At 58.0% G+C, this 22,189-nt stretch carries 23 protein-coding genes; 13 read left to right on the forward strand and 10 right to left on the reverse strand.

Annotation, left to right across the window (positions count from 1 at the left end):
* Window positions 1-135: 135 nt before the first annotated feature.
* The 3 genes from plsC to R0140_RS03435 all read left to right on the forward strand — a co-directional run bounded on the left by plsC (window position 136) and on the right by R0140_RS03435 (window position 4,676).
* Window positions 136-873, forward strand: a complete 738-nt coding sequence (gene plsC, locus R0140_RS03425) for a 1-acylglycerol-3-phosphate O-acyltransferase (protein WP_008806505.1) — start codon at window positions 136-138, stop codon at window positions 871-873.
* A gap of 83 nt (window positions 874-956) precedes the next feature.
* Window positions 957-2,369 carry a cell division protein FtsP gene (gene ftsP / locus R0140_RS03430; protein WP_008806504.1) on the forward strand — a complete coding sequence of 471 codons (1,413 nt, stop codon included), beginning with the start codon at window positions 957-959 and terminating at the stop codon, window positions 2,367-2,369.
* A gap of 33 nt (window positions 2,370-2,402) precedes the next feature.
* Window positions 2,403-4,676, forward strand: a complete 2,274-nt coding sequence (locus tag R0140_RS03435) for a YgiQ family radical SAM protein (protein WP_171005125.1) — start codon at window positions 2,403-2,405, stop codon at window positions 4,674-4,676.
* 86 nt (window positions 4,677-4,762) lie between these two features.
* Here R0140_RS03435 and dkgA read toward each other — a convergent pair whose 3' ends face one another.
* Together dkgA and yqhD are read right to left on the reverse strand one after the other, a co-directional pair.
* On the reverse strand, window positions 4,763-5,590 hold the full coding sequence (gene dkgA, locus R0140_RS03440) for a 2,5-didehydrogluconate reductase DkgA (protein ID WP_008806502.1): 828 nt from the start codon (window positions 5,588-5,590) through the stop codon (window positions 4,763-4,765).
* Between the two features lie 145 nt (window positions 5,591-5,735).
* Window positions 5,736-6,899 carry an alcohol dehydrogenase gene (gene yqhD / locus R0140_RS03445; RefSeq protein WP_317703942.1) on the reverse strand — a complete coding sequence of 388 codons (1,164 nt, stop codon included), beginning with the start codon at window positions 6,897-6,899 and terminating at the stop codon, window positions 5,736-5,738.
* Window positions 6,900-7,095: 196 nt separating this feature from the next.
* Here yqhD and R0140_RS03450 point away from each other — a divergent pair, with 196 nt between their 5' ends.
* Complete coding sequence (locus tag R0140_RS03450; RefSeq protein WP_012967218.1) at window positions 7,096-7,995, forward strand: AraC family transcriptional regulator; 900 nt, start codon at window positions 7,096-7,098, stop codon at window positions 7,993-7,995.
* Between the two features lie 49 nt (window positions 7,996-8,044).
* Here the strand turns inward: R0140_RS03450 and yghB are convergent, their stop codons facing one another.
* Together yghB and metC are read right to left on the reverse strand one after the other, a co-directional pair.
* Window positions 8,045-8,704, reverse strand: a complete 660-nt coding sequence (gene yghB, locus R0140_RS03455) for a DedA family general envelope maintenance protein YghB (protein WP_004205217.1) — start codon at window positions 8,702-8,704, stop codon at window positions 8,045-8,047.
* A 131-nt stretch (window positions 8,705-8,835) separates the two neighbouring features.
* Window positions 8,836-10,023: a cystathionine beta-lyase gene (gene metC / locus R0140_RS03460; RefSeq protein ID WP_008806499.1), complete on the reverse strand. Its 1,188-nt coding sequence runs from the start codon at window positions 10,021-10,023 to the stop codon at window positions 8,836-8,838.
* Between the two features lie 250 nt (window positions 10,024-10,273).
* Between metC and exbB the strand changes: the two genes are divergently transcribed.
* The 5 genes from exbB (at window position 10,274) to R0140_RS03485 (ending at window position 13,448) form a co-directional block, all read left to right on the forward strand.
* Window positions 10,274-11,005 (forward strand): tol-pal system-associated acyl-CoA thioesterase, encoded by a 732-nt coding sequence (exbB, locus tag R0140_RS03465; RefSeq protein ID WP_004174395.1) that lies wholly within the window; start codon window positions 10,274-10,276, stop codon window positions 11,003-11,005.
* 6 nt (window positions 11,006-11,011) lie between these two features.
* Entirely contained in the window at window positions 11,012-11,437 is a 426-nt protein-coding gene (gene exbD / locus R0140_RS03470) for a TonB system transport protein ExbD (RefSeq protein WP_012967219.1), read from the forward strand.
* 140 nt (window positions 11,438-11,577) lie between these two features.
* Window positions 11,578-12,072, forward strand: a complete 495-nt coding sequence (locus tag R0140_RS03475; protein WP_008806498.1) for a TIGR00645 family protein — start codon at window positions 11,578-11,580, stop codon at window positions 12,070-12,072.
* 122 nt (window positions 12,073-12,194) lie between these two features.
* Window positions 12,195-13,082, forward strand: coding sequence for a YghX family hydrolase (gene yghX, locus R0140_RS03480; protein ID WP_012967220.1), 888 nt, complete (start codon window positions 12,195-12,197; stop codon window positions 13,080-13,082).
* Window positions 13,083-13,160: 78 nt separating this feature from the next.
* On the forward strand, window positions 13,161-13,448 hold the full coding sequence (locus R0140_RS03485; protein WP_002916743.1) for a DUF2623 domain-containing protein: 288 nt from the start codon (window positions 13,161-13,163) through the stop codon (window positions 13,446-13,448).
* 72 nt (window positions 13,449-13,520) lie between these two features.
* Here the strand turns inward: R0140_RS03485 and yghU are convergent, their stop codons facing one another.
* Both yghU and R0140_RS03495 read right to left on the reverse strand, forming a co-directional pair.
* Complete coding sequence (gene yghU, locus R0140_RS03490; protein WP_008806496.1) at window positions 13,521-14,387, reverse strand: glutathione-dependent disulfide-bond oxidoreductase; 867 nt, start codon at window positions 14,385-14,387, stop codon at window positions 13,521-13,523.
* Between the two features lie 47 nt (window positions 14,388-14,434).
* Window positions 14,435-14,995: a DsbA family protein gene (locus R0140_RS03495; RefSeq protein ID WP_317703943.1), complete on the reverse strand. Its 561-nt coding sequence runs from the start codon at window positions 14,993-14,995 to the stop codon at window positions 14,435-14,437.
* 20 nt (window positions 14,996-15,015) lie between these two features.
* Between R0140_RS03495 and R0140_RS03500 the strand changes: the two genes are divergently transcribed.
* The 3 genes from R0140_RS03500 to R0140_RS03510 all read left to right on the forward strand — a co-directional run bounded on the left by R0140_RS03500 (window position 15,016) and on the right by R0140_RS03510 (window position 18,407).
* Window positions 15,016-15,138 carry a hypothetical protein gene (locus tag R0140_RS03500; RefSeq protein WP_004217169.1) on the forward strand — a complete coding sequence of 41 codons (123 nt, stop codon included), beginning with the start codon at window positions 15,016-15,018 and terminating at the stop codon, window positions 15,136-15,138.
* A 76-nt stretch (window positions 15,139-15,214) separates the two neighbouring features.
* Window positions 15,215-17,080, forward strand: coding sequence for a bifunctional glutathionylspermidine amidase/synthase (gene gss / locus R0140_RS03505; RefSeq protein WP_008806494.1), 1,866 nt, complete (start codon window positions 15,215-15,217; stop codon window positions 17,078-17,080).
* A 145-nt stretch (window positions 17,081-17,225) separates the two neighbouring features.
* On the forward strand, window positions 17,226-18,407 hold the full coding sequence (locus R0140_RS03510; protein WP_110185299.1) for an aminotransferase-like domain-containing protein: 1,182 nt from the start codon (window positions 17,226-17,228) through the stop codon (window positions 18,405-18,407).
* Between the two features lie 196 nt (window positions 18,408-18,603).
* Here R0140_RS03510 and R0140_RS03515 read toward each other — a convergent pair whose 3' ends face one another.
* The 3 genes from R0140_RS03515 to R0140_RS03525 all read right to left on the reverse strand — a co-directional run bounded on the left by R0140_RS03515 (window position 18,604) and on the right by R0140_RS03525 (window position 20,025).
* Window positions 18,604-18,792 (reverse strand): hypothetical protein, encoded by a 189-nt coding sequence (locus tag R0140_RS03515; protein WP_016161836.1) that lies wholly within the window; start codon window positions 18,790-18,792, stop codon window positions 18,604-18,606.
* Window positions 18,793-18,991: 199 nt separating this feature from the next.
* Window positions 18,992-19,336, reverse strand: a complete 345-nt coding sequence (locus tag R0140_RS03520; protein ID WP_012540552.1) for a hypothetical protein — start codon at window positions 19,334-19,336, stop codon at window positions 18,992-18,994.
* Window positions 19,337-19,422: 86 nt separating this feature from the next.
* On the reverse strand, window positions 19,423-20,025 hold the full coding sequence (locus tag R0140_RS03525) for a short chain dehydrogenase (RefSeq protein ID WP_012540553.1): 603 nt from the start codon (window positions 20,023-20,025) through the stop codon (window positions 19,423-19,425).
* A 97-nt stretch (window positions 20,026-20,122) separates the two neighbouring features.
* On the opposite strand from R0140_RS03525, the gene R0140_RS03530 reads away from it, so the two are divergent.
* The gene (locus R0140_RS03530; RefSeq protein ID WP_012540554.1) at window positions 20,123-21,034 is read left to right on the forward strand and encodes a LysR family transcriptional regulator; all 912 of its coding nucleotides are present in this window, start codon (window positions 20,123-20,125) and stop codon (window positions 21,032-21,034) included.
* Here the strand turns inward: R0140_RS03530 and R0140_RS03535 are convergent, their stop codons facing one another.
* Window positions 21,035-22,183: a trans-sulfuration enzyme family protein gene (locus R0140_RS03535; protein ID WP_008806488.1), complete on the reverse strand. Its 1,149-nt coding sequence runs from the start codon at window positions 22,181-22,183 to the stop codon at window positions 21,035-21,037.
* Window positions 22,184-22,189: the final 6 nt, after the last annotated feature.

Consider the following 22,189-nt stretch of genomic DNA (forward strand, 5'->3'; position numbering starts at 1 on the left):
TTTATTCAGGCGTTGCGATTAACAATGTCCATCACCAGGGACCCAGGAAGAACGGTCCCGGCCTGCGCAGAACTGATGAGCCTGCCTTCTGTCAGCAGCGAATAATTCTAAGCGGTTTGGGTTTTAGAGGTAGCTATGCTATTCATTTTTCGAGTAATTTTCGTGGTCATTTATTGCATCGTGGTGTGCATACTTGGCTGTCTGTACTGCTTGTTCAGCCCGCGTAATCCAAAACATGTTGCCACTTTCGGCCATCTGTTTGGCCGCTTATCTCCGGTATTTGGCCTGAAGGTGGAACTGCGCAAACCTGCTGATGCGGAAAGCTATGGCAACGCGATCTACATCGCTAACCACCAGAACAACTATGATATGGTGACGGCGTCGAACATCGTGCAGCCGCCGACGGTCACCGTAGGTAAAAAAAGCCTGCTGTGGATCCCGTTCTTTGGCCAGCTCTACTGGCTGACGGGCAACCTGCTGATTGACCGTAATAACCGAACCAAAGCGCATGGCACCATTGCTGAAGTGGTGAACGCCTTTAAAAAGCGTAAAATTTCGTTCTGGATGTTCCCGGAAGGGACCCGCAGTCGCGGCCGCGGCCTGCTGCCTTTTAAAACCGGCGCCTTTCACGCGGCGATCGCCGCCGGAGTGCCGATTATTCCGGTGTGCGTGTCCAACACATCGAACAAAATTAAGCTCAACCGCTGGAACAACGGTCTGGTGATTGTTGAGATGCTGCCGCCGGTGGATACCAGCCAGTTCGGTAAAGACAACGTGCGCGCGCTGGCGACGCATTGCCGCGAGCTGATGGCCGCCAAAATTGCTGAGCTGGACAACGAAGTGGCCGCGCGCGAAGCGGCTAAAAAGTCATAAGACAGGAAACGCCGCCAACGCGCGCGTATTGCTGGCGGGAAACGAATTCCCTTTTTCATTTGTCAGTATGTCATGGAGTTAATATGTCACTCAGTCGGCGTCAGTTTATTAAGGCTTCCGGCGTAGCGCTGTGCGCTGGCGCCGCGCCGCTGAAAGCCCATGCCGCCGGCCAGCAGCTTGCGCTGCCGGTTCCGCCGCTGCTGGAATCGCGTCGCGGTCAGCCGCTGTTTCTGACGCTGCAGCGTTCGCACTGGTCGTTTACGCCAGGCACTCGCGCCCCCGTCTGGGGGATCAATGGCCGCTACATGGGGCCGACGATCCGCGTCTGGAGCGGGGACGACGTCAAGCTTATCTACAGCAACCGTCTGACTGAGAATGTCGCGATGACCATCCGCGGTCTGCAGGTGCCTGGCCCGCTGATCGGCGGCGCGGCGCGTATGATGTCGCCGAACGCCGACTGGGCGCCGGTGCTGCCTATCCGCCAAAGCGCTGCCACCTTGTGGTATCAGGCCAACACGCCGAACCGGATGGCGAAGCAGGTATACAACGGCCTGGCCGGCATGTGGCTGGTGGAAGATGAGGTCAGCAAGAACCTGCCAATCCCTAACCACTACGGCGTTGATGACTTCCCGGTGATTATTCAGGACAAGCGGCTGGATAACTTCGGCACGCCGGAATATAGCGAACCGGGGAGCGGCGGCTTCGTTGGCGATACGCTGCTGGTTAACGGCGTGCAGAGCCCCTATGTCGAAGTGTCGCGCGGCTGGGTGCGCCTGCGCCTGCTGAACGCCTCCAACTCCCGGCGCTATCAGCTGCAGATGAGCGATGGCCGACTGCTGCATGTGATTTCCGGGGATCAGGGGTTCCTGCCGGCGCCGGTCTCGCTCAAGCAGCTGTCGCTGGGGCCGGGGGAACGGCGTGAAATTCTGGTCGATATGACCAACGGCGATGAAGTGTCCATTACCTGCGGAGAAGCGGCGAGTATTGTCGACCGTATCCGCGGCTTTTTTGAACCGTCAAGCATCCTGGTCTCCACGCTGGTGTTGACCCTGCGGCCGACCGGGCTGCTGCCGCTGGTCACCGACAGTCTGCCGGTGCGTCTGCTGCCGACCGAACTGCTCTCCGGCACGCCGATCCGCAGCCGGGATATCACCCTTGGCGACGATCCGGGCATCAACGGCCAGCTGTGGGATCCGCAGCGTATCGATATCACGGCGCAACAGGGGACCTGGGAGCGCTGGACGGTGCGCGCCGACCGCCCGCAGTCGTTCCATATTGAAGGGGTGATGTTCCAGATCCGTAACGTCAACGGCTCGTCGCCCTTCCCGGAAGATCGCGGCTGGAAGGACACCGTGTGGGTCGACGGGCAGGTTGAACTGCTGGTCTACTATGCTCAGCCGTCGTGGCCGCACTTCCCGTTCCAGTATCTGAGCCAGACGCTGGAGCTTGCCGACCGCGGCTCGATCGGCCAGATGCTGGTGAATCCCGCGCCGTAATCTCTTCAACCCTGGCCGGAACACGGTCAGGGTTTGAGAAAATCCTCCTTCATTTCCACTATCATTCCGGCTTATAATCCACGCCCTTTTGGTTATTTTTTTATCATTTCCCCCGGAAGCAATATGAGCGCAATATCCCTGATCCAACCGGATCGTGACCTTTTTTCCTGGCCGCAATACTGGGCTGCCTGTTTTGGCCCTGCGCCATTTTTACCGATGTCGCGTGAAGAGATGGACCAACTTGGCTGGGATAGCTGCGACATTATTCTGGTGACCGGCGACGCCTACGTCGACCACCCGAGCTTCGGGATGGCCATCTGCGGCCGTATGCTGGAAGCGCAGGGGTTCCGGGTGGGGATCATTTCCCAGCCGGACTGGAACAGCAAAGACGACTTTATGCGCCTGGGTAAGCCGAACCTGTTCTTCGGCGTGACCGCGGGCAATATGGACTCGATGATCAACCGCTACACCGCCGACCGTAAGCTGCGCCATGACGATGCTTACACCGCCGGCAACGTGGCGGGTAAACGCCCGGACCGCGCCACCCTGGTCTACACCCAGCGCTGTAAAGAGGCGTGGAAAGACGTGCCGGTGATCCTTGGCGGCATCGAGGCCAGCCTGCGCCGTACCGCGCATTATGATTACTGGTCCGATACCGTGCGCCGCTCGGTGCTGGTGGACTCCAAGGCCGATATGCTGATGTTCGGCAACGGCGAGCGTCCGCTGGTGGAAGTCGCGCATCGCCTGGCGATGGGCGAAACCATCGACCAGATCCGCGATGTGCGCAATACCGCCATCATGGTGAAAGAGGCGCTGCCGGGCTGGAGCGGCGTCGATTCCACCCGCCTGGATACGCCTGGCAAAATTGATCCCATCCCGCATCCGTACGGTGAGGATCTGCCGTGTGCCGATAACAAGCCGGTTGCGCCGAAAAAGCAGGAAGCCAAAAGCATCACCGTGCAGCCGCCGCGGCCCAAACCGTGGGAAAAGACCTATGTGCTGCTGCCTTCCTTCGAGAAGGTGAAAGGCGATAAGGTCCTGTACGCTCACGCTTCGCGTATTCTGCACCATGAAACCAACCCCGGCTGCGCCCGGGCGCTGATGCAAAAGCATGGCGAACGCTATATCTGGATCAACCCGCCGGCAATCCCGCTCTCGACTGAAGAGATGGACAGCGTCTTCGCGCTGCCTTACAAGCGTGTGCCGCATCCTGCTTACGGCGACGCGCGTATCCCGGCGTATGAGATGATCCGTTTCTCGATCAACATCATGCGCGGCTGCTTCGGCGGCTGTTCGTTCTGCTCAATCACCGAGCACGAAGGGCGCATTATCCAGAGCCGTTCAGAAGATTCGATCATTAATGAAATCGAAGCCATTCGCGACACGGTGCCCGGCTTTACCGGGGTGATCTCCGATCTCGGCGGACCAACGGCCAACATGTATATGCTGCGCTGCAAATCGCCACGCGCCGAGCAGACCTGCCGCCGTCTCTCCTGCGTCTACCCGGATATCTGCCCGCACATGGATACCAACCATGAGCCGACGATCAATCTTTACCGTCGCGCCCGTGAGCTGAAGGGCATTAAGAAGATCCTCATTGCCTCTGGCGTACGCTATGACATCGCCGTCGAAGATCCGCGCTATATCAAAGAGCTGGCGACCCACCACGTCGGCGGCTATCTGAAGATCGCCCCGGAGCATACCGAAGAGGGGCCGCTGTCGAAGATGATGAAGCCGGGGATGGGCAGCTACGACCGCTTTAAAGAATTGTTTGATACCTATTCGAAGCAGGCGGGTAAAGAACAGTATCTGATCCCGTACTTTATCTCCGCCCATCCGGGAACCCGTGATGAAGATATGGTGAACCTGGCGCTGTGGCTGAAGAAACATCGCTTCCGTCTCGACCAGGTGCAGAACTTCTATCCGTCGCCGCTGGCGAACTCGACCACTATGTATTACACCGGCAAGAACCCGCTGGGTAAAATCGGCTATAAGAGCGAGGACGTGGTGGTGCCGAAGGGCGATAAACAGCGCCGTCTGCATAAAGCGCTGTTGCGCTATCACGATCCGGCAAACTGGCCGCTGATACGTCAGGCGCTGGAGGCGATGGGTAAAAAGCACCTGATTGGCTCACGCCGCGACTGCCTGGTGCCTGCCCCGACGCTGGATGAGATGCGTGAAGCGCGTCGCCAGAACCGCCATACCCGTCCGGCGCTGACCAAGCACACGCCGATTGTACATCAGCGTTCTAACGGTGAAACGACGGCGAAAAAACCGGTCAAACGCGGTAAAGTCGCCGGGCGTTAAGCCTGACGTTGTGCCCGGTAGCGCTTTGCTGGCCAGGCCAGTTAGAGAGCCGGATAGGCGTCAGTGCTATCCGGCTTTTTTATATGTTAGCCGCCAAACTGATCCGGATCGGGCCCTAAACGCTTGCCCTGGTCCAGCTTCGCGATTTCGCTGAGTTCGTCTTTGTCGAGACGGAAATCCCAGACGTTAAAGTTTTCCGCGATACGCGACGGCGTCACTGATTTCGGGATCACCACCAGACCGCTATCAAGATGCCAGCGGATGACGATTTGCGCCGGCGTTTTGCCGTACTTATCGGCGAGCTGGTGGATGACTTTCTGATCGAACACCCCTTTACCGCCCTGGGCCAGCGGGCTCCAGGATTCGGTCTGGATCTTGTGGGTGGCGTTCCAGGCATGCAGCTGACGCTGCTGCAGCAGCGGATGGAGCTCAATCTGGTTGATCACCGGTGCGACGCCGGTTTCATCAATCAGCTTCTGCAGATGCGGGACCTGGAAATTACACACGCCGATGCTTTTCGCCAGCCCCTGCTGCTGCAGCTCGATCAGAGCCTGCCAGGCTTCGACGTAATGGCCGATCGCCGGCACCGGCCAGTGGATTAAGTAGAGATCCACATAGTCGAGCTTCAGCTTGCTGAGGCTCTCTTTCAGCGCCTCGTGCGGCCGTTTTTGATCGTCGTTCCACAGCTTGGTGGTGATGAACAGCTCATCGCGATTGACGCCTGCGCTGTGCAGCGCGTTGCCGACGCCGGCCTCATTTTGGTACGCGGCGGCGGTGTCAAAGGAGCGATAACCGACTTCCAGCGCCTTATGAATGGCGGAGACGACTTCCTCGTTGCCAGCTTTCCACACGCCGAGACCCAGCTGCGGCATCAGGTTGCCGTCGTGTAGTTTTATAACGGTTGGATGTGTCATGCCTTCCTCCTGTTAATGAACTCGGCGAGGCAGAATCCGCCGAGGGGTAGCATTAAGTCTGGACGAAATAGCTAAAAACGGTAGTAAAAACACCTCTCCCCGACGTTTGTTTAACGTAAGGAGAGGTGAATCAGGCGGGGTTAAATTAGCGAGCAGCCTCGTAAATACGGCGGCTGACGTCCAGGGTGATATCCTGATGTTCGCCCAGTTTGGTCATGCCGTGCTCTTCCAGTTTCGCCAGCAGCGCCGGGATGGAGCTACCGTCGAGACCGTAATCGGAGAGGCGGGTCGGCACCCCCATCTGCTCGAAGAAACTACGGGTTGCGGCAATAGCGGCATCGATACGCTGTTCTTCGGAGCCCTCGGTGATATTCCATACGCGCTCGGCATACTGCAGCAGCTTCGCGCGCTTGGTATCGCGTTTCTCATTCCACAGCGCCGGCAGCACGATAGCCAGCGTCTGGGCGTGATCCAGACCATGCATCGCCGTCAGTTCGTGGCCGAGCATATGGGTCGCCCAGTCCTGCGGTACGCCAGCGCCGATAAGACCGTTCAGCGCCTGAGTCGCCGCCCACATAATATTAGCGCGCACGTCGTAGTTCTCTGGTTCCTGCAGCGCTTTCGGGCCATCTTCCACCAGCGTCAGCAGAATGCCTTCGGCGAAACGGTCCTGAATTTTGCCGTCAACCGGGTAGGTGACGTACTGTTCAACGGTATGGATGAAGGCGTCAACCACGCCGTTGGCGACCTGGCGCGGTGGCAGAGTGTAGGTGTAAACCGGGTCGAGGATCGCGAACTGTGGCTGGACGTGCGAAGACATAAACGCGCGTTTGTCGCCGGTGGTTTTCCGCGAAATCACCGCCCCTTTGTTTGATTCAGAACCGGTCGCTGGCAGAGTCAGAACCGAACCCATTGGAATGGCGCTGGCGATCTTACTGCCGTAAGTTTCCAGAATTTCCCATGGATCGATAGCGGCGTCGTAATGGGCCGCCGCGGCGATGAACTTGGTGCCATCCAGTACTGAACCGCCGCCGACCGCCAGCAGGAAGGTGACCTTCTCTTCACGGGCGAGCTTCACGGCGTTCATCAGAGTTTCGTAAGACGGGTTCGGCTCGATGCCGCCAAATTCAAGGACATCCAGGCCATTCAGGGCGGTGAGTACCTGATCCAGGACGCCCGTTTTTTTCACGCTGCCGCCGCCGTAGGTGATCAGTACGCGAGCCTCCGCCGGGATCTGTTCACGCAGCTTTTCAATCGCGCCTTTGCCAAACAGAATGCGGGTTGGGGTATGCAGGTCAAAATTATTCATTGCTAGTGTCCTCAAAAGAGTAAAACCGCCGACAGGGACGATACCGCTGCCAGATGACGGTTATTGTGGTCCTGGCGCCGTTGACCCTCAATGCACATTTCTGCCGATGTCTTGCCTATTTCTCCATGTGGCTGGAGAATTCTCGCCAGCCTGCGCACAATGTATGGGTGAAGAAACATCGGGAGAGGCGGTGGCAATGCAACACGCACAGATATGCCAGATATTGACAGAGAAGATTAACCAGCTGAAAGATAAGCACGAACTGTTAAGTTCGCTGCTGCCTGACGTCCGCCTGCTGTATGGGACGCAGCCGGGTACCCGGACGCCGGTGATGTATCAGCCGGGGATCGTTTTTCTCTTTTCCGGCCATAAAATTGGTTATATCAATGAGCGGACTTTTCGCTACGACACAAATGAATATCTGCTGCTGACCGTGCCGCTGCCCTTCGAATGCGAAACCTTTGCCACCCCGGAGGTGCCCCTCGCCGGGATGCGTCTGAACGTCGATATCCTGCAACTGCAGGAGCTGCTGATGGATATTGGCGAGGATCCGCTGTTTCAGCCCGCCGTCGCCTCCAGCGGAATAAATTCGGCAGTGCTTTCCGAAGATATTTTATGCGCTGCCGAACGGCTGCTCGACGTCATGGATCGTCCGCTGGACGCGCGCATTCTTGGCAAGCAGATTATCCGTGAAATCCTCTACTATGTGCTGACGGGCCCCTGCGGCGGCGCACTGCTGGCGTTGGTCAGCCGACAGACCCATTTCAGTTTGATAAGTCGCGTGCTGAAACACATCGAGAGCCAGTACACCGAAAACCTGAGCGTCGATCGGCTGGCGGCAGAGGCGAATATGAGCGTCTCGGCGTTTCACCATAATTTTAAATCGGTGACCAGTACTTCACCGCTGCAGTATCTGAAAACCTACCGTTTGCACAAGGCGCGTATGCTGATGATCCATGACGGCATGAAGGCCAGCGCGGCGGCGATGCGGGTGGGGTATGAAAGTCCTTCGCAGTTCAGCCGCGAGTTTAAGCGCTACTTCGGTATGACGCCCGGGGAAGATGCCGCACGAATTCGCACGATGCAGGGCATGTAATATCGGGAAGGGCAAGCCGGGCGGGCGCAGGCCCCCCGGCAGGTGGCCGTCAGGCGCTGCAGTATTTCTTTTTGATCACCACGAACAGCGTGCCGAGCAGGCCCGCCAGCAGCAGAGCAATCGGCAGGATCATCAGGCAGGTCATGACCTGATCTTCATGGCGCTTCACAAACGGGATCATGCTCAGTGCATAGCCGAGACCCGTGACCACGCCAACCCACAGCAGGGCGCTCAGCCAGTTGAAGAACTGAAAGCGGCGGTTCGGCAGGCCGGAAATCCCCGCCATGGTTGGCAGCAGGGTGCGGACAAATGCCAGAAAGCGGCCCGCGAGCAGCGCCAGCAGGCCGTGGCGATCAAACATACAGGTGGCGCGCTGATGGTACTTGTGCGGCAGATGCGCCAGCCAGCCTTTCACCGTTTGCGTATTGCCCAGCCAGCGCCCTTGCACATAGCTCAACCAGCAGCCGAGGCTGGCGGCGGCGGTCAGAATGGCGATAGTGGGCACAAAGTCCATGACGCCTTTAGCAATCAGCGCGCCGGCGAGCAGCAGCAGGCTGTCCCCCGGTAAAAAGGACGCGGGCAGCAGCCCGTTTTCCAGAAACAGGGTGGCGAACATAACCAGATATACAACGCCCACAACGTGAGGGTTCGCCAATGCGGCAAAATCATGTTGCCACAACGCGGCGACAATCTCTTGAATGACAACCATGGACTTTCCTAAGTGGTACCGTATTGTTGACTAGTGTACTCCTGAAGAGACCCGAGCACCTTGATCCCGGGCGCAACAAAAGCGGCCGCTTTGCTAAAAAGCGTCCGCTATTGTTGCCACTGACTGTCACTTTACACGATACGCGCGAAGCCCGCTGCTAAATCCGCCTGCAGATCGTCAACATTTTCGAGACCAATGTGCAAACGGATCAACGTGCCGCTGAAGTCGACTTCCGCATCAGGTCGGATGTGAGCGATTTGCTCCGGCTGATTGGCCAGAATCAGCGATTCAAAGCCGCCCCACGAGTAGGCCATGCTGAACAGGCTGAAATTGTCGAGGTACTCGGCCAGTTCGGCATCATTGAGGCGCTTGTTGAGTACAAACGAGAACAGCCCGCTGCTGCCGGTAAAATCGCGCTTCCAGAACTCATGGCCTTTACTGCCGGGCAGGGCGGGGTGGTTGACCCGCGCCACCTGCGGATGCTGCGCCAGCCACTCGGCGATGCGCAGGCTGCTTTCATGATGCTGACGCAGGCGCACGCCCAGGGTGCGCAGGCCGCGGCTGGTCATATAGGCGGTATCGGCGTCCAGCATTTGTCCCATCAGATAGGCATTCTCACGCAGCTGCGGCCAGCAGCGCGCGTTCGCCACCGCAGTGCCGACCATGGCGTCAGAATGGCCGATCAGGTATTTGGTGCCTGCCTGAATAGAAATATCGATGCCAAAATCCAGCGCTTTGAACAGGATCCCCGCCGCCCAGGTGTTATCGATCATGATAATCGCTTCCGGCGCGACCTGACGCACGGCGGCGACAATCGCTGGCACATCATGCACTTCCATGGTGATGGAGCCAGGCGATTCCAGGAACACCACGCGGGTCTCCGGCCGAATAAGTTGGGCAATATCGGCGCCAATGAGGGGATCGAACCAGCTGGTGGCGACGCCGAGTTTAGCGAGAATTTTGGTACAAAAATCCTGGCTTGGCTCATAGGCGGTATTGGTCATCAGCACATGGTCGCCCTGTTCGACGAACGCCAGGATGGTGTTGGCCACCGCGGCCGCGCCACAGGGGAAGAGGGCGCAGCCGGCGCCGCCTTCCAGCTCGCACATCGCTTCCTGCAGTGAGAAGTGGGTCAGGGTGCCGCGACGCCCGTAGAACAGCTCGCCGTTAGCCCGGTTGCGGGTGGCGTGTTTTTTGGCCTCTACGGTGTCGAAAACCAGCGATGACGCGCGCTGGATCACGCTGTTCACTGAGCCCTGGGTATATTTTTTGCTCCGCCCGGCGTTGACCAGCGCGGTATCAAGATGTTTATCAGCCATGTTGATGAACCTGTTTTTATACGTCTGGACGTCTAAACTAGCATGAATCTTCTTTTCTGTACCAGTGCGGTGCCGATACAGGCGAAAATTTTACCAGGCCCGCAGTAAGCCGCTTTTTTACTGCGTGAGCGCAAGGAAAATAAACGTGATTTGCTGCACAGTGTAAATACTAATGAGAACCACTATCAATTCGATGTCGTTTTGATATTATTGTGGGCAGATTTTGTGATTATCGTCGTGGAGATAGAGCGTGGGTAATAATTTGATGCAGGCGGATCTCTCCGTTTGGGGTATGTATCATCATGCCGATATTGTCGTTAAGGTGGTGATGATTGGCCTGATTCTGGCGTCGGTCGTCACCTGGGCCATCTTTTTCGGCAAAGGGGCGGAAATCCTCGCCAGCAAGCGTCGCCTCAAACGTGAACAGCAGCAGTTGGCGGAAGCCCGCTCTCTCGATCAGGCCAGCGATATCGCCAGCGCCTTTGAGGCGAAGAGCCTGACCACCCAGCTTATCAATGAAGCGCAGAACGAACTCGAACTCTCTGCCGGTGCGGAAGACAATGAAGGCATCAAGGAACGCACCGGTTTTCGCCTTGAGCGCCGCGTCGCGGCGGTCGGTCGCCATATGGGGCGCGGCAATGGTTATCTGGCCACCATCGGTGCCATTTCGCCGTTCGTGGGTCTGTTCGGGACCGTCTGGGGCATCATGAACAGCTTTATCGGTATCGCCCAGACGCAGACTACCAACCTTGCGGTGGTAGCGCCGGGCATCGCGGAAGCGCTGCTGGCGACGGCCATCGGCCTGTTCGCCGCCATCCCGGCGGTGGTCATCTATAACATCTTTGCCCGCATGATTGGCAGCTACAAGGCCTCGCTCGGCGACGTCGCCGCTCAGGTGCTGCTGCTGCAAAGTCGCGACCTGGACCTCAGCGCCAGCGGTGTGAAGCCGGTGCGTAGCGCGCAGAAATTACGGGTAGGTTGATCGGCTATGGCGATGCGTCTTAATGAAAATCTGGACGATAACGGCGAAATGCATGAGATCAACGTGACGCCGTTTATCGACGTCATGCTGGTTCTGCTGATTATCTTTATGGTGGCTGCGCCGCTGGCGACGGTTGACGTGAAGGTGAATCTGCCGGCCTCCTCCAGCCAGCCGCAACCGCGACCGGAAAAACCCATTTATCTGTCGGTGAAGGCGGATAAGAGCATGTTCCTCGGCAACGACCCGATTACCGAAGCGAATATGATTAACGCCCTGGATAGCCTGACCGCCGGCAAAAAAGATACCACTGTCTTCTTCCGCGCGGATAAAACCGTCGATTACGAGACGATGATGAAAGTGATGGATACCCTGCATCAGGCGGGCTATCTCAAGATCGGGCTGGTGGGCGAAGAGACCGTCAAAGCCAAATAATCCGATTCTGTTCCTGAAAAGGCTGGCCGCGCGCCGGCCTTTTTTATGGCCGTCTGCCGGCGATGTGTTGGCCTGGCGTTGCCATCACGTTATCTGTCTGAGATATAATGTCGCTTCTTTTTGTTAACTAACAGGATTATATGGAACGCTTTCTGGAAAACGCTATGTACACTTCGCGCTGGCTGCTGGCACCGGTTTATTTTGGCCTTTCGCTGGGACTGGTCGCGCTGACCATCAAATTTTTTCAGGAGATCGTCCACGTTCTGCCGCATATCTTCAGCGTCAGCGAGTCGGAATTGATCCTGACGCTGCTGTCGCTGGTGGACATGACCCTGGTGGGTGGCCTGCTGGTGATGGTGATGTTCTCGGGCTATGAGAATTTCGTGTCGCAGCTGGATATCAATGAAGGGAAAGAGAAGCTGAGCTGGCTCGGTAAAATGGACGCCACCTCTCTGAAGAATAAAGTCGCGGCGTCAATTGTGGCGATCTCCTCTATCCACCTGCTGCGGGTGTTTATGGATGCGAAAAACGTGCCGGACAATAAGCTGATGTGGTACGTGATTATCCACCTGACCTTCGTCCTTTCGGCCTTTGTGATGGGCTATCTCGATCGTCTGAACAAAGTGAAACACTGATCTCTTCTCTCCCGGCGGTGTTAGCCGCTGGGCTTTTTTCTCCCCCGTTTCTGCTTCTCTGCGCTGGCGTATGTCCGGGCTTCTGCTTTGCTTAAAGGGCGCTTAACAACGGAGGCAGGGTGATGACGCGATTAACGGCCAAAGATTTCCCGCAGCAGCTGCTCGAGTATTATGACTACTATGCCCACGGCAAAATCAGCAAACGCGAGTTTCTCCAGCTGGCGGGGAAATATACTGTCGGCGGGATGACCGCGCTGGCGCTGTTTAATCTGCTGAAGCCCGACTATGCCCTGGCAGAGCAGGTACCGTTCACCGATCCGGATATCCGTCCGGAGTATATTCATTATCCCTCTCCTGACGGCCACGGCGAAGTGCGGGCTTACCTGGTGACGCCGACGAAAATAGCCGACAAAGCGCCCGCCGTTGTGGTGGTACATGAGAACCGAGGCCTGAATCCCTACATTGAAGACGTAGCCCGGCGGGTCGCGAAAGCGGGATATATCGCGCTGGCGCCGGATGGCCTGAGCGCCGTCGGCGGCTATCCGGGGAATGATGATGAAGGCCGCTTGCTACAGCAGAAAGTCGATCCCGTGAAGCTGATGAATGATTTTTTTGCGGCGGTCGCGTTTATGGCGAAGCATCCACAGGCGACGGGGAAGGTCGGTATCACCGGGTTTTGTTACGGCGGCGGCGTCAGCAACGCGGCGGCGGTGGCGATCCCGGAGCTAGCCTGCGCGGTGCCGTTTTACGGCCGCCAGCCGCCGCTGAAGGAGGTCGATAAAATTAAAGCGCCGCTGCTGCTGCACTATGCCGGCCTCGATAGCGGCATTAATGAAGGCTGGCCCGCCTATGAACAGGCGTTGAAGGAACACCATAAAGTCTACGAGGCCTATCTCTATCAGGGCGTGAATCACGGCTTTCATAATGATTCCACGCCGCGCTACGATCGGGCTGCGGCTGATCTGGCCTGGCAACGCACGCTGGCATGGTTTGAGAAGTATTTACGCTAGCGCAAACGTCATAAATAGCGCTACCGCTCGCTCAAAAAAACGCTATATAATTTATTATATAACGATTGGGAGGGCGCGATGGAAAATCATTTTGGCAAAGGCTTAATGGCGGGGCTACAGGCATCCTATGCTGACACCGCCGCGCATGCGGCGAATTTTTGCGCCGACTATAAACGCGGGTTTGTGCTCGGCTACTCGCACCGCATGTTTGAAAAAACCGGCGACCGTCAGCTCAGCGCGTGGGAGGCGGGGATCCTGACCCGTCGCTATGGCCTTGACAGAGATATGGTGATGGATTTCTTCAAAGAAGGTGGGTCGGGTATGGCGATGCGCTATTTTCTGGCGGGCTATCGGCTGGAAAGCTAAACAGGACGGCTTCGCAGGCGGAGCCGTCCTGTGGTGGGAACCCTTTCCCGTCAGCGGGAAAGGGTGAAGACCTTACGCCTGGCGCTTATCTTCCGTTTGGGTGTCAAAGTCGCGGGCGTCGTGGCGCTCATGTAACTGCTCATTGAGCGGGCCGTTGGTGCGGTTGACGATGCGTCCGCGCTTGACGGCCGGGCGGTTGCCCACATCCTGCGCCCAGCGCAGCACGTTTTTATAGCTCCCGGCGTCGAGGAACTCCGCCGCGTTATAGACATTGCCCAGCACTACGTTGCCATACCACGGCCAGACAGCCATATCGGCGATGGTGTACTCCTCGCCGGCCACATAGCGACCGCGGGCGAGCTGTTTGTCCAGCACGTCGAGCTGGCGTTTGGCTTCCATCGTAAAGCGGTCGATCGCGTACTCGATCTTCACCGGCGCATAGTTATAGAAGTGGCCGAAGCCGCCGCCGAGGAATGGCGCCGCGCCCTGCAGCCAGAACAGCCAGTTGAGGGTTTCGGTGCGGCCGGCAGGATCTTTTGGCAGGAAGAAGCCAAATTTTTCCGCCAGATAGAGAAGAATGTTGCCGGACTCAAATACCCGGGTCGGCGGCGTGGTGGAGTGGTCGCTGAGGGCCGGGATCTTCGAGTTCGGGTTGATATCGACAAAGCCGCTGGAAAACTGATCCCCTTCGCCAATGCGTATTAGCCAGGCGTCGTACTCCGCGCCGCTGACGCCCAGCGCCAGCAGCTCCTCCAGCATGATCGTCACCTTCTGGCCGTTGGGCGTGCCCAGTGAGTATAGCTGGAGCGGATGGGTACCGACCGGCAGGACGCGTTCATGGGTCGCGCCGGAAACGGGACGGTTGATATTGGCGAACGCGCCGCCGCTGTTTTGCTTCCATTCCCACACTTTGGGTGGCTGGTAGTTTTGCTCTGACATGCTGGTTTGCCTTTTTCGTGGATGTACAAAAAGTGTAGCAGGTGACCTCAGGCCATAATCCGCGCAGCCCACACGCTGACATCATCACCGCTGCCCAGATCCGGCTGCACCAGGCCATTGACCATAAAGGTCGGCGAGACGTGAATGCCGTTCTGACGGGCGTATTTACTGTGCCACTTGATCACGTCCTGCAGCTCCGGGCGGGCAAAGGCGGCCCCCAGCAGCACGTGACTGTAACGTTCAATGCGTTCAATGAGTTGCTGCGGCGTGGCGTTCATATTCGGCCCGCTGCAGTGATCGGTAAACTCAAACTCTTCCCGATGGTCGGCCACGGCCTGCATCACCTTATGCGCCTGCTCTCTGCCGTGCGGCAGGGTAGACGCGGCGAGGATGCAGCGGACAATCACCCCGGAGAACAGATGCCACGGCTGCGACTGCAGGCGTATCTTGATGGTGACGTTATCGGCGCCGACCTCATCAAGCAGGTCGTCGAGCTTATTAAACGCGCGGACAGAGTAGGGGCAGGTGGGCTCAAGGAACACCTCAAACGTCCGCGGACCGTGTCCCCAGACCAGCGGTTGGGCATTCAGATGCGAGGGTGTGCTCATTGTCGACTCCTGATGTTGCGTTGTTTTTTTGTTATATCACCGATAACGATATCACTTTTGTTTCCGGCTGCAGGGTTATTTTCCTTAACGGCACGATTAGCGAAACGAATGAGTGGTATCATCGTTACACCTCTGTCTGGTAAGTGCCTGCGGCAGGATAAGAAGAGGGAGTTTTGTTTCGCCAACTGCCCGGGCTGCATTAATTTGAGGTCAGGCTAAATGAGCAAAGGATCGACAAGCAGTGACGCCCCGTTTGGGACATTGTTAGGCTACGCGCCCGGCGGCGTGGCGATTTATTCATCGAATTACAGTAGCTTAAATCCGCAAGACTACCCGGATGATGCGACGTTTCGCAGCTACATCGGCAATGAGTATATGGGGCATAAATGGCAGTGCGTCGAGTTTGCACGCCGCTTTCTGTTCCTGACCTACGGGTTTGTCTTTACCGATGTGGGGATGGCATATGAAATCTTCTCCCTGCGTTTCCTGCGTGAAGTGGTCAATGACAATATTTTGCCGCTGCAGGCCTTCGCCAACGGTTCCCGCCGTCCGCCCATCGCCGGTTCGTTACTGATCTGGCAGAAGGGAGGCGAGTTTAAGCACACCGGCCACGTCGCGGTGATCACCCAGCTTGTCGGCAATAAAGTGCGTATCGCCGAGCAGAACGTCATTCACTCGCCGCTGCCGCAGGGCCAGCAGTGGACCCGCGAGCTGACCCTCGAGGTCAACGCCGGCCGGTACACCATCAAAGATACCTTTACCGATACCGAAATTTTAGGCTGGATGATCCAGACCGCCGATACCGAACACAGCCTGCCGCAGCCGGTGCTGCCGGGCGAGGCGATGGCGATCAAAGGCGCGCGGCTGCCGAACAACGGCCAGTTCCGCGGCAAATGGCTGAACGAGAAAGATCCGCTGCAGAAAGCCTACGTGGCGGCCAACGGCCATTTCATCAACCAGGATCCCTACCAGTATTTCACCATCAGCGAAAGCGCCGAACAGGAGCTGATCAAAGCCACTAACGAGCTACACCTGATGTATCTGCACGCCACCGATAAGGTGATGAAGGATGATAACCTGCTGGCGCTGTTTGATATCCCGAAAATCCTCTGGCCGCGTCTGCGTCTCTCTTGGCAGCGCCGTCGTCATCATATGATCACCGGGCGCATGGATTTCTGCATGGACGAGCGCGGGCTGAAGGTGTACGAATACAATGCCGACTCCGCCTCCTGCCATACCGAAGGCGGGTTGATCCTTGAGCAGTGGCTGAAGCAGGGCTACTACGGCACCGGCCACAATCCGGCGGAAGGTCTGCTCGATGAGCTGGCGGGGGCGTGGAAACACAGCCGGGCGCGGCCCTTCGTCCACATCATGCAGGACAAGGATCTGGAAGAGAATTACCACGCGAAATTTATTCAGCGTTCGCTGACCCAGGCCGGTTTTGAGAGCAAAATTCTCTTTGGCCTTGATGAGCTGCGCTGGGACGCTGCCGGCCAGCTGATTGACGCTGACGGGCGGCTGGTCAACTGCGTCTGGAAAACCTGGGCATGGGAAACCGCCATTGAGCAGGTGCGCGAAGTCAGCGCCGATGAGTACGCGGCGGTGCCGATTCGTACCGGACATCCGCAGAATGAGGTGCGGCTGATTGACGTCCTGCTGCGTCCTGAAGTATTGGTATTCGAACCCCTGTGGACGGTGATCCCGGGCAACAAAGCGATTCTGCCGGTGCTGTGGTCGCTGTTCCCGCATCATCGCTATCTGCTGGATACCGATTTTGTGGTTAACGACGAGCTGGCGAAAACCGGCTATGCCGTGAAGCCCATTTCCGGACGCTGCGGGAACAATATCGATTTGATCGGTCCTCAGGATGAGGTTCTGGATAAGACCAGCGGCCAGTTTGTCGATCGCAAGAATATCTACCAGCAGCTGTGGTGCCTGCCGAAAGTGGACGGTAAGTACATTCAGGTGTGCACATTTACCGTCGGCGGTAACTACGGCGGTACCTGTCTGCGCGGCGATTCGTCGCTGGTGGTGAAAAAAGAGAGCGATATCGAGCCGTTAATCGTTTTGAAAGACAAAGCATGACGTGCGAAACCCGGGTAGCGGCATACCCCTGTCCGGGTGACAACGTACAGAAAAGGATAGCCCCGGCATGGTCAGCGCCGCCGGGGAACACCTGCAACGAAGCGAAGATAATTAACACAACAACAAGACAGAAAAGGAAAATAGTATGCACGATCGGCGTCTCGCCGCCCGCGCGGGTGAACTCAAGCCCTCCGCCGTCCGCGAACTTCTCAAGCACAGTAAACTGCCCGGCGTGATCTCGCTTGGCGGCGGCATTCCGGCCCCGGAATTGTTTGATACCGAAGGCCTGGAGCTGGCGGTGCAGAAGGTGATGAGCGAACGTTTTCATGACGCATTCCAGTACGGTCTGACGGAGGGCTACCCGCCGCTACGTCAGGCGGTGAGTGAAATCTGTCACTCCCGTGGCGTGACCTGTTCTCCCGCTCAGGTCTATATCACCTCCGGCTCGCAGCAATCGCTGGATATCGTTGCTCGTACGCTGCTCGATCCAGGTGACACTATTGTCGTTGAGCGTCCTACCTATCTGGCGGCGCTGCAGGTGTTTCAGCTGGCGCAGGCCAATATTCTCAGTGTCGACACCGATGATGACGGGATGCTGGTGGAGCAACTGGCCGACCTGCTGGAGACCACCCACGTCAAAGCCGTTTATCTGGTGCCGACGTTCGGCAACCCCGGCGGCAAAACGCTGAGCGAGACGCGTCGTCGTCGCCTGGTTGAACTGGCGAAAAAATATGACTTCGTCATTCTGGAAGACGATCCCTATGGCGAAATTAGCTTCACTGACGCCGTTCGACGCCCGCTCTATCAGCACGCGGTTGAGCTGGGCTGTGAAGATCAGGTGGTCTACACCTCGACCTTTTCGAAGATCCTCGCGCCGGGGATGCGCATCGGCTGGGTCGTGATGCCGGACTGGCTGGCGCAGCAGACGGTGATCGTCAAGCAGGCGGCGGATCTGCATACCAATATGCTTTCGCAGGTGATCACCGCGGAGTACCTCGGCATGAACCGGCTGGAGAACCAGATCGCGTTGATTCGCGAAGACTACCGCAAGAAGTGTGTGGCGCTGGCCGACGCGCTGGAAAGCCGCCTTGGCGAGCACCTGGAATTCAGCCGCCCGCAGGGGGGCATGTTCCTGTGGGCGCGTTTCCGCTATCCGTTCGATACCATGGAATGGATGAAGAAAACGCTGGAAAACGGCGTAGTCTACGTTCCTGGCGAAGCGTTCTATCACGATAAGCCGGATACCCGTACTCTGCGTCTCTCCTACTCCACGGTGTCTGAGGCCGGGTTGCTGACGGCCGTTGAGCGGCTGGCGGCCTCCCTGTAATGACTCTGCTGTGCGCCGCTTAACGACGGCGCACAGCCCTTCGCGGCGAGAGCGGGAGGAACTGACGTTAGCGTCCAGCGCCAGGGTCAATCTGTCTCGGCGATCCGGTCATCCAGCCAGACCAGCATCAGCGATGCGAGAAAAGCAACCGCAAAGGTGCCAATAAACAACCACATAAATGTCCCTCGCGGGTTAATTATTTTTCTGATTTTACCGGAGAGCGATCGTTTCGGTCGGAGATGGAGATTTTTGTCCCAGCAGAATGGCTGGCGAGAGAGAAAAAGTCATCTGCATCAATATCGAAGTTGAGAATAATTTCTCTGTATTTCCCACCGTTAATCAATGCTTTGGCTTCTTTAATACTACTGGCAATAATGACTGGCATCAGTTTTATCTCATTTTGAAAACTGAGAAGCAAAATAAGAGTTAGTTCGTACCAGATCAACTACTTTTTATAGTATGTCGCAGCAGAAAAAAACGTCATATCGCGGCCCCGCAAGAGCGGGGTGTTTTATGGCGGTCATCTGGCTACCAACAGCAAAATCTCATTCGACGCTGAAGATATACTGCGATTTCGCCCCCCATCAGGATGATTTTCCCTGCTGTTTTTCGCGCAATATCTCGCCACAGCGCTGCCGATCTTCGCCCAGTGTTTGCTGCTCCTGCGCGCTGAGCTGGCGCCAGGTGTCCAGCATCCGCTGCCCCAGCGCCGGCAGGTAATGGGTTTTATGCAATGCATAGTCAGAATTTCCCCCTTCGACGATATTTTGCATATCGTGGAGGAACTGGCGGCTGTCGTCATGATCGATCATGCAAAAGACTGCCCGGTAGTAGGCTTCTTCATCTGCGGTGTAATGCGGGGTGAACCACCAGACCAGCAGCGCGATAAGCGCCAAAAGCGGGATAATAAAAGGTAATTTTTTCAACATCAGTTTTTCGGTCGGAGACAATCAGCCGTCAGTGTACCTGCAATGACGGCCTGATGTAAGCGCCGGCCCCGGCGGGCCGGCGCAGGCTAGTAGCCGACCGGGTAGATGCGGCCGGTCTGAACGCCTTCAATGCTGCGACGATAGGCCTGCGCCACGGCGGCGGCGGGGACGCTGGCAAAGCCCGGGAAAAAGTCGCCGTAGGCCGCCAGCGACTCGCTGAGCACGGTGGGGCTAATGAGATTGATGCGGATCCCGCGTGGCAGTTCGCAGGCGGCGGCGCGCACAAAGCCTTCCAGACCGGCGTTGACCGTCGTGGCATTGACGCCCTGAGCAATGGGCTCCTGGGCGACAATACCGCTGACCAGAGTAATCGACCCGCCGTCACGCAGGAAATGCTGCCCGATCAGCGCCAGGCGAATTTGCCCCAGCAGCTTGTCCTGCAGCCCGAGGTTGAACTGACTGTCGGTCATGGTGCTTAACGGCCCAAAGTGCAGATTGCCGGTGGTGGAGACAATCGCATCTACTTCGCCCGTTTGGGCAAATAGCGCCTCGACGCTCTCCTGCGAGGTGATATCCACCTGATAATCTCCCCGGGTGCGGCCGACGCGGATAACGTCATGTCTCTGGCTCAGCTCTTCGCTGACCGCGCGACCGATGGTGCCGCTGGCACCGATAACGATAATTTTCATGGCTGTCTCCTGATGAGGTGAGACGCTATTCTTTAATAAAACGAATATCGGATAAACTGGCTAAAAGTTAGAACATTACTAACCAGAGGTTAGCAATATGGATAAGCTGCGAGGGATGGAGACGTTTATTGCCGTGGTGGAGTGCGGCAGCTTTACCGGGGCGGCGTCGCGCCTGGGGCTGTCGGCGGTGATGGTCGGGAAATATATCGCCCAGCTGGAAAGCCAGCTGGCGACGCGTCTGCTGGAGCGTAACACCCGACGCCAGAGCCTCACCGACGCCGGGCGGGTCTATTTTGACGAAGCGAAACGGGTGATGGAGCAGGTCTCCATCGCCGAAAGCGCGGTCGAGCGGCTGCGGCTGGCGCCCGCCGGCACCCTGCGGGTGAGCGCCCCCACCTCGTTTGGCGCCAGCGTGATCGCGCCCCTGACCGCCACCTTCCTGCAGGCCTGGCCTGCGGTCCGGGTGGAACTGGATCTGACTAACCGGATGGTCGATCTGGTGGATGAGGGGGTCGATCTGGCGATCCGCATTGGCGAGATCCATCAGGAGGATCTGGTGGCCCGCTATCTGGCGCCGTATCGGATGGTGATCTGCGCCGCGCCGGCTTATCTGGCGCGTTACGGGACCCCCGGGACGCCAGAGGATCTCGCCGATCATCTCTGCCTGTCCCATACGGTCTGGACCGCCCGCAATGAGTGGCGACTGCCGGGCATAGAGGGGGAAGTTCGCTGGAAACGCGATGCGATTTTACGCTGCAATGATGGTTACGCGCTGCGCCAGGCGGCAATCGCCGGGGCCGGGCTGCTGATGCAGCCGGAGGTGCTGCTGGCCGATGCGCTGGCCAGCGGCAGCCTGGTGCGGGTGCTGGAGGCCTGGACCCCGCAGCCGAGACCCGTGCATCTGCTCTGGCGCCAGGATCGTCGGCCCCTGCCGAAGCTGACGCAGTTTATTGCCCATCTTCAGCAGGGAATGGCCGACGCGCTGACAATGACCCGCGCGTCGGAATAATCACTCCTCCCGCAGCGCCTGCTGCCAGTCGGCAATCAGATCGTTGGGATCTTCGATCCCCACCGACAGGCGGATCAGCTGGGGCGTGATGCCATTCGCCAGACGTTTCTCCAGCGGGATCGAGGCATGGGTCATGCTGAACGGCTGGCTCACCAGACTCTCCACGCCGCCCAGGCTCTCCGCAAGCGTAAACCAGCGCAGCTTGCTGATAATGCGCTCGGCGTAACCTTCATCGCCCTTCACCACCACCGAAATCATGCCGCCGGGCAGCGCCATTTGCTGGCGCGCCAGCTGATGATGCGGGTGCGAGGCCAGCCAGGGGAACCAGACTCGCTCCACTTCCGGCTGCTGTTCCAGCCATTCGGCGAGCTGCAGCGCGTTCGCGCTGTGGCGCTCCATCCGCAGCGCCAGGGTACGGATACCACGTAGCGTCAGGAAGCTGCTGAACGGGTCGAGTACACCGCCTACCGCATTCTGCAGATAGCCAAGCTTTTCCGCGAGCTCGGAGTTATCGCCAACCACCGCCAGGCCGGCGACGACATCGGAATGGCCGTTGAGGTATTTGGTCGCGGAGTGCACCACAATATCAAATCCATGCTCCAGCGGGCGATGGATCGCCGGCGAGGCGAAGGTGTTATCGGCGACGCTGATCAGGTTATGGCGTCGCGCGATGGCGGCGATGGCGCTGAGATCCGCCAGCTTCAGCAGCGGGTTGGTGGGCGTTTCCACCCAGATCATGCGCGTATCGGGGCGGATCGCCGCTTCAATCCCCTTCAGGTCGTCGGGTTTCACCCAGCTCACCTGCAGACCAGCGCTACGGCGGCGAACGTTTTCCAGCAGGCGATAAGTGCCGCCATACACATCATCGACCGCCACCAGGTGACTGTCCTTATCCAGCAGCTCCAGCACGGTGGAGATGGCGGCCAGCCCGGAGGCGAACGCGTAGCCGCGCGTGCCGTTTTCCAGGTCGGCGATCGCCGTCTCCAGCGCGTGGCGGGTAGGGTTCCCACTGCGGGAATATTCATAGCCGGTATGCTGCCCCGGCGCCGGCTGAGCAAAAGTGGAGGTGGCGTAAATCGGCGGCATCACTGCGCCGTGGCTGTCGGTGAAGGTTCCGCTATGTACGCTCAGGGTGTGGATAGATGACATAAAAAA

The organism is Klebsiella sp. w6 (assembly GCF_033100215.1).
Lineage (GTDB): Bacteria > Pseudomonadota > Gammaproteobacteria > Enterobacterales > Enterobacteriaceae > Klebsiella > Klebsiella variicola.

Coding starts and splice junctions, on each gene's coding strand:
- plsC (WP_008806505.1), top strand. CDS start 136: ATGCTATTCATTTTTCGAGTAATTTTCGTGGTCATTTATTGCATCGTG.
- ftsP (WP_008806504.1), top strand. CDS start 957: ATGTCACTCAGTCGGCGTCAGTTTATTAAGGCTTCCGGCGTAGCGCTG.
- dkgA (WP_008806502.1), bottom strand. CDS start 5,590: ATGACACATCCAACCGTTATAAAACTACACGACGGCAACCTGATGCCG.
- yqhD (WP_317703942.1), bottom strand. CDS start 6,899: ATGAATAATTTTGACCTGCATACCCCAACCCGCATTCTGTTTGGCAAA.
- R0140_RS03450 (WP_012967218.1), top strand. CDS start 7,096: ATGCAACACGCACAGATATGCCAGATATTGACAGAGAAGATTAACCAG.
- yghB (WP_004205217.1), bottom strand. CDS start 8,704: ATGGTTGTCATTCAAGAGATTGTCGCCGCGTTGTGGCAACATGATTTT.
- metC (WP_008806499.1), bottom strand. CDS start 10,023: ATGGCTGATAAACATCTTGATACCGCGCTGGTCAACGCCGGGCGGAGC.
- exbD (WP_012967219.1), top strand. CDS start 11,012: ATGGCGATGCGTCTTAATGAAAATCTGGACGATAACGGCGAAATGCAT.
- R0140_RS03475 (WP_008806498.1), top strand. CDS start 11,578: ATGGAACGCTTTCTGGAAAACGCTATGTACACTTCGCGCTGGCTGCTG.
- yghX (WP_012967220.1), top strand. CDS start 12,195: ATGACGCGATTAACGGCCAAAGATTTCCCGCAGCAGCTGCTCGAGTAT.
- R0140_RS03485 (WP_002916743.1), top strand. CDS start 13,161: ATGGAAAATCATTTTGGCAAAGGCTTAATGGCGGGGCTACAGGCATCC.
- yghU (WP_008806496.1), bottom strand. CDS start 14,387: ATGTCAGAGCAAAACTACCAGCCACCCAAAGTGTGGGAATGGAAGCAA.
- R0140_RS03495 (WP_317703943.1), bottom strand. CDS start 14,995: ATGAGCACACCCTCGCATCTGAATGCCCAACCGCTGGTCTGGGGACAC.
- gss (WP_008806494.1), top strand. CDS start 15,215: ATGAGCAAAGGATCGACAAGCAGTGACGCCCCGTTTGGGACATTGTTA.
- R0140_RS03510 (WP_110185299.1), top strand. CDS start 17,226: ATGCACGATCGGCGTCTCGCCGCCCGCGCGGGTGAACTCAAGCCCTCC.
- R0140_RS03515 (WP_016161836.1), bottom strand. CDS start 18,792: ATGCCAGTCATTATTGCCAGTAGTATTAAAGAAGCCAAAGCATTGATT.
- R0140_RS03520 (WP_012540552.1), bottom strand. CDS start 19,336: ATGTTGAAAAAATTACCTTTTATTATCCCGCTTTTGGCGCTTATCGCG.
- R0140_RS03525 (WP_012540553.1), bottom strand. CDS start 20,025: ATGAAAATTATCGTTATCGGTGCCAGCGGCACCATCGGTCGCGCGGTC.
- R0140_RS03530 (WP_012540554.1), top strand. CDS start 20,123: ATGGATAAGCTGCGAGGGATGGAGACGTTTATTGCCGTGGTGGAGTGC.
- R0140_RS03535 (WP_008806488.1), bottom strand. CDS start 22,183: ATGTCATCTATCCACACCCTGAGCGTACATAGCGGAACCTTCACCGAC.